General features: G+C 49.8%; 1 protein-coding gene, 1 tRNA gene and 1 pseudogene. All 3 read right to left on the bottom strand.

The genetic code is table 11. From position 1 onward, the window contains the following. Positions 1–339: 339 nt before the first annotated feature. Positions 340–609 (bottom strand): CAAD domain-containing protein, encoded by a 270-nt coding sequence (locus J0895_RS26950; RefSeq protein WP_422894323.1) that lies wholly within the window; start codon positions 607–609, stop codon positions 340–342. Positions 610–840: 231 nt separating this feature from the next. Next, positions 841–2,271 (bottom strand): annotated as a pseudogene (gene gltX / locus J0895_RS10350) (glutamate--tRNA ligase); the annotation flags it as partial. Positions 2,272–2,365: 94 nt separating this feature from the next. After that, positions 2,366–2,439: transfer RNA gene (locus tag J0895_RS10345), tRNA-Asp, on the bottom strand. Positions 2,440–2,599 lie beyond the last annotated feature (160 nt).

Here is a 2,599-nt window from a genome sequence, read left to right as displayed (position 1 = left end):
GAGCAATTGTAGGGTGGGCACTGCCCACCTTGAAGTGCAGGTGGGCAGTGCCCACCCTACAATTGCTACAATTGCTACAATTGCTCCAGACAGTAAAAATGGGCGCACCGGAATGCGCCCATCTTAGAATCATGTATCAATCGGATTTTTTTAAACGTCCCCCAGACTGTTCCCCTTCCTCTAAATGTAGAGGTGATTCGCGAATCACCCTAGAACGGCCCGCATCCTCAAAGGAGTGTGTGGAACGAAACGCGGAATGCACAAGGCAAAATAGAACCGGGGAACAGTCTGAGGACGGGTCAGGACACGGCTGGGACCCTCAACCGACAGTCCAATTGCCTAGGGTTTAGGGGAATGGTTCCCGGTAATTTGTTCTTTGATTTCCTCAACTTTGGCCGACAACTCTTGGCGAGTCGCTGCACTGAGTAAATACCGATAAATAAACCAGCCAGAGTAAGCCATACCCACGATTTCAAAGGTCGGCTGTACTAGGGGAATGCCGTTGAGCACTTCCAAGACAGCAACCAATACTCTCAGAGACACCAAAGCCGCAATCAGTAAACCAACGGTGGTTAAGGGTTTTTGGTTGTCTTTAACAAACCCAGTCACGTAATCCGGGAGATAAGAGAGGATTTCGCGAACTTGTTTGCCAATCCGCTCTAACTGGTCATTCGTAGCCCCGGCATCAGGGATTCCCGTGGTCACCACGGGGACAGTCGGGGGTTCCGGAATTTCGTCTACAGGGGGTTTTGAAGTAGGAATTTCTGCCACAATCTGATCTTGGGGTGTTTCTGGTTCAGGATTTTGAGTCAAGGTACTACCCTCTTGTTCGTCAACCTTTAAGACTTTGTGCAGGCGCGTTTTGTCCAGCTCCCGCTGATAAAGTAATACCCAAGATTGTATCAGGTCAGGACCGTGCAGTTCGCCAGTTAATCCGGCTCGCAGCGATCGCATTACTAGCCCTTTTTTAACATTGAGCTGTTTCGTGACCTGTTTAATGATGTCTTGGGCATCTGCTGCTGTCAGGCTTTCGTGACTTTTTAAATGTCCGATTACCGCTTCGAGAACCTGGGAGGCTCCCTCTTTTTCCAATTCGGCTGCTGCTTCGTCGCTGAGTTCTACCTCATCAACAAAGAACATCCGACTGAGTTCCACCGCATCAGTCAAGCGAGTTAAACTCGGACCAATTAATGCCGATAGTTGTTCCAACCAAGGACGGTTGCCCTCCGGATCAACAGGATATCCCGCTTGTTGCCACACTGGAATTAGTTTCTCAGTGAGTTTTTCGGGGGACATTTGGTGCAGGTATTGGCTATTAATCCAATCCAGTTTATCCCAGTCAAATTTGGCCCCGGCTTTATTCACGCGATCGAAGCTAAACTTCTGGGCCGCTTCATCCAGGGTAAATAGTTCCTGATTATCCGGCGAGGACCAACCCAGCAAGGTCATATAGTTGACCAAGGCTTCGGGGAGGAATCCCATTGCCTGAAATTCTGAAATGCCGGTCACGTTATCTCGTTTTGAGAGTTTTTTGCCGGAAACATCCAAAATCAGCGGCGTATGGGCAAATTCTGGGACCGCGACGCCAAATGCTTCGTAAAGCAGAATTTGTTTGGCGGTATTGGCAATATGGTCTTCACCTCGAATCACCTGGGTGATTCTCATGTCAATGTCATCGACGACAACGGCGAGGTTGTAGAGTGGCATACCGATTCCGGTCCCACTGGAACCCCGGGCGATCACCATATCTCCGCCGAGGTCGCTTCCCCGCCAGGAAACTTCACCGCGTACCAAGTCATTCCAGACAATCTGGCGATCGTCTTCGATTTTGAACCGAATCACCGAGGGCCGTCCTTCCGCTTCAAATTTGGCGATTTCATCCACCGTCAGATTGCGGTGACGATTATCGTAGCGGGGGGCTTCATTCCGCGCTTTTTGGCCTTCTCTGATTTCGTCGAGTTCTTCGGAGGTGGTGTAACACCGATAGGCAAGACCCTTGTCAATGAGAGTTTTGACTCGTTCCCGGTAGAGGTCGAGACGCTTGGACTGAAAAACTGGCCCTGCATCCCAGTTCAAACCCAACCAGGTGAGTCCATCCAGGATATTTTGGGTGAACTCAGGGCGCGATCGCTCTTCGTCAGTATCTTCGACCCGCAAAATGAACTGGCCCCCCTGATGGCGGGCAAATAACCAGTTAAACACAGCCGTTCTGGCTGTTCCAATATGTAAGTTCCCAGTCGGACTAGGAGCTATTCTCACGCGAACAGTCACAATTATTTTCTCTAATTAACTTCGTTTGCAAGGAGACACGCCGTGTCCCCTATTATTAGGAAAACACGGCGCGTAACCTGATTTATATTTTAAACGGGACTGACGGGGCTCGAACCCGCAACTTCCGCCGTGACAGGGCGGTGCTCTAACCAATTGAACTACAGTCCCTTTCCTTGAGCCTTTTATATCTTGCATGATGCTTTTGGATTTGTCAACCCCTTTTTTAAAAAAGTTTTTTGGCCGGGGAAGGGGGCGATTACAGCTTGGCAATATCCAGTCAGGGCGGACCCTTGAGTGCTGCCAGAAACCGGGTTTCTTTCTCAAAACT

It is taken from the genome of Phormidium pseudopriestleyi FRX01 (assembly GCF_017313335.1).
Taxonomy (GTDB): Bacteria; Cyanobacteriota; Cyanobacteriia; order Cyanobacteriales; family Laspinemataceae; genus Laspinema; species Laspinema pseudopriestleyi.
Note: the sequence above shows the minus strand (reverse complement) of the source record. Positions and strands in the feature narration are given on the sequence as shown.